General features: G+C 21.9%; 6 protein-coding genes. 2 read left to right on the forward strand and 4 right to left on the reverse strand.

Annotated elements, in window-relative coordinates:
* Positions 1–28 precede the first annotated feature (28 nt).
* Entirely contained in the window at positions 29–277 is a 249-nt protein-coding gene (locus CRU95_RS16010; RefSeq protein WP_129102110.1) for a helix-turn-helix transcriptional regulator, read from the forward strand.
* Between the two features lie 22 nt (positions 278–299).
* On the opposite strand, the gene CRU95_RS16015 is transcribed toward CRU95_RS16010, so the two are convergent.
* The 3 genes from CRU95_RS16015 to CRU95_RS16025 form a co-directional block, all read right to left on the reverse strand.
* Positions 300–482, reverse strand: a complete 183-nt coding sequence (locus CRU95_RS16015) for a hypothetical protein (RefSeq protein WP_129102111.1) — start codon at positions 480–482, stop codon at positions 300–302.
* 190 nt (positions 483–672) lie between these two features.
* Entirely contained in the window at positions 673–885 is a 213-nt protein-coding gene (locus CRU95_RS16020; protein ID WP_129102112.1) for a hypothetical protein, read from the reverse strand.
* Positions 886–903: 18 nt separating this feature from the next.
* Entirely contained in the window at positions 904–1,239 is a 336-nt protein-coding gene (locus CRU95_RS16025; protein ID WP_129102113.1) for a hypothetical protein, read from the reverse strand.
* 144 nt (positions 1,240–1,383) lie between these two features.
* Between CRU95_RS16025 and CRU95_RS16030 the strand changes: the two genes are divergently transcribed.
* Positions 1,384–1,617 carry a DUF6471 domain-containing protein gene (locus tag CRU95_RS16030; RefSeq protein WP_129102114.1) on the forward strand — a complete coding sequence of 78 codons (234 nt, stop codon included), beginning with the start codon at positions 1,384–1,386 and terminating at the stop codon, positions 1,615–1,617.
* 990 nt (positions 1,618–2,607) lie between these two features.
* Here the strand turns inward: CRU95_RS16030 and CRU95_RS16860 are convergent.
* Positions 2,608–2,836: helix-turn-helix domain-containing protein (locus tag CRU95_RS16860; RefSeq protein ID WP_258238744.1), on the reverse strand; the 229-nt coding region annotated here is incomplete at its 5' end.

Below are 2,836 nucleotides of genomic sequence, written 5' to 3' on the forward strand. Positions count from 1 at the left end.
TAATTATACATATATGTAAAGGCTCTAATTGCTTAATTTTTCAGAAGATGAAATATTAGAATTTCAAGATTTAATCTCAAATAATATAAGACAACTAAGAATTGAAAGAAATATGACTCAACTTGATTTATCAATAGAGTTAGGTTTAAGAAACTCTAGTTATATCTCTCATGTGGAAAATCCAAAGATTAAGACACATCATTATTCTATTGTTCATTTATACAAATTAAGTAAAATATTTGATATTGATATTGAAGAGTTCTTTAAACAAAAATAACGCTAGAATCTTTAGATAGTTATCAAAATAACTTACGCAAAATATTTTGCACTTTTTTTACATCTTTATATTTATTTAAATAAAACAAACCTAAACCTAATACAATTAGAAACAAGGCAGTATAAATACCTTCACTAGTAGTAGAGAGCATAAATAGAATAATCCCAGGAAAAATAAAAAGAAATACAACTATTAAATTTAACATATAAATAACCTTGTATTTAAATTCAAATACTATATTGACATAAATATTTAGAATAGATAAAATACAAAAAAGGATACACATGGAAATGCTAGAATTTGTAAAATTATCAATCATAACTGTTATTACAATTTATACACTATACTTAACAATAAATTTAAAATCAAAGAGTAAAGAATCTTAATTTAAAATTTCAATACTCTTTAAAATCATCTACTAAAATCTGATTTACTTTATTATAAATTTCACTTGCAAATTCACTCTCAGTAGCATAAGTTGATGCACCAAATATTTTTGCATTTTCATTTCTAATTCCAAACTCATTTTCAAAAAAATCTAAAACTTTTTCTTGTTCTTTTTTCGAAAATTTATTTTCTAATTCAATTACAGTTTTTACATTTAACATATTATTTTCCTTTTAATTTTATACAACAAATGCCAAAGAATTTTTTGCTATTGTTTCAAGTAAAGATGGCTTTAAAAAATAAAAACTATTGTTAGATATAAAATTAACAATATCAATTAAAAACCAATCAATACAGACAACTCCAACTTGAAAGATAAATCTATAATGCACCTTTATATAAAATACAAATTTATAAAAAATACCTGATATAAAAATAGTTAAAAATACTGAAACTATTTTTATATCACATACATTAAAACTAATGCAATAAATAAAAAATACAACTGGAATAATTGGCTCAAGAAAAATATTTCTTATCAAAAACTTCTTACTGTTTTTATCTTCATTATTCATATTTAATCCTTTTCGTTTTTAAGTGAAAAAATATTATCATATATGATAAAGAATGTCAAGTCATTTATGAATAATTTGACTTATTTTTGACAAATTCTTATTAAATATGATACAATTTATAAAATCTAATTAAGAAGAATAATTATGGAAGAAAAAGACTATACAAAAGAAGCGAAACTATTTATCAAAAAATTAATGCTGCAAGAAGATATAAATTTTATTGAGTTAACAAAAATTTTAAATGAAAAAGGATTTGATTATACGGAAGCTTCTGTACGGCAGAAAATATCAAGGGGTCGATTTGATTTTGCTTTTGGGTTACAGGTTATTGAAGTATTGAGATATAAATTAAATTTAGAAAAAGATGAATACAAGTAATTAGGAGATTTGTTTTATTATTCAATATACATAAAAGATTCATAAATGCTCTAGAATCAATTTTCTTTATTAAGTAAGGTAAATATCAAAAATAATAAAACTTTTAGTATAAGACAGGTTTATGCTCTTTTAAATGCATATTAAAAAAACTGTTACAAGAAAAACTATACATAAAGAAATTTTAACATTTTGATTTTTTACTTAAAACTATATTTTTGTACTACTATACTATGAAATAGAGCCATGTGTTTATACATAATGCTATTTTTATCTCACATTACAAGCCATGCATTTATACATGGTATTTAAATTTCATTACTTGTATACTATGAAATAGAGCCATGTATTTATACATGGAAAACTAACCGAATCATGTATTTATACATAATTCAAAATATTATAATAAATCATCATTTTTTTAAAAATTTGATTACTCCTCTATAAGAGCCATGCATTTCTACATGGCATTTAAATTTCATTACTTGTATACTATGAAATAGAGCCATGTGTTTCTACATGAAAAACTGAGCGAATCATGTATTTATACATAATTCAAAATATAAAAATAAATCATGATTTTTTAAAGAAGTTTGATAATTCCTCTATAAGAGCCATGCATTTCTACATGGTATTTAAATTTCATTACTTGTATACTATGAAATAGAGCCATGTGTTTCTACATGAAAAACTGAGAGAATCATGTATTTATACATAATTTTCAATATGAAGATAAGTCATCATTTCTAAAAAAGTTTTTTCATCATATTAAATATATATTTCAATAGAAACTATTAATGGAAGCACATGTTTTAGGAAATAATCATATATTAAATTTATGTTTATTTATAAATAAAGTTTAAATCTTGAGAGCCATAAAGAAGAAAATATTTTATAATAATTGATACATCATTCGTAAAAATTATTAGCGAGTGAAAATAAAATTTCACTCACTAAAAAATATTTTTTATTAATAAAAATATCTTTAAATAGTTAAAACAAATCTCTGATTTCTACAACTTTATGATTTTCAAACCACTTGTCAATTTCAATTTGATCATACCTAATAAACTTTCCAATTTTTGAAAAAGGGATAAGCTTTTTCATTCTCATTTTTGCTTGAGTACTTTGCTTAATTTGATATTTTAATTCAAAGTTTTTTGGACTCATCCATCTATTATTTTGAGTTTCATTATTTGTCATTATTTTCCCTCTATTATAT

Origin of the sequence: Arcobacter sp. F2176 (assembly GCF_004116465.1) — a bacterium.
GTDB lineage: Bacteria > Campylobacterota > Campylobacteria > Campylobacterales > Arcobacteraceae > Arcobacter > Arcobacter siniprincipis.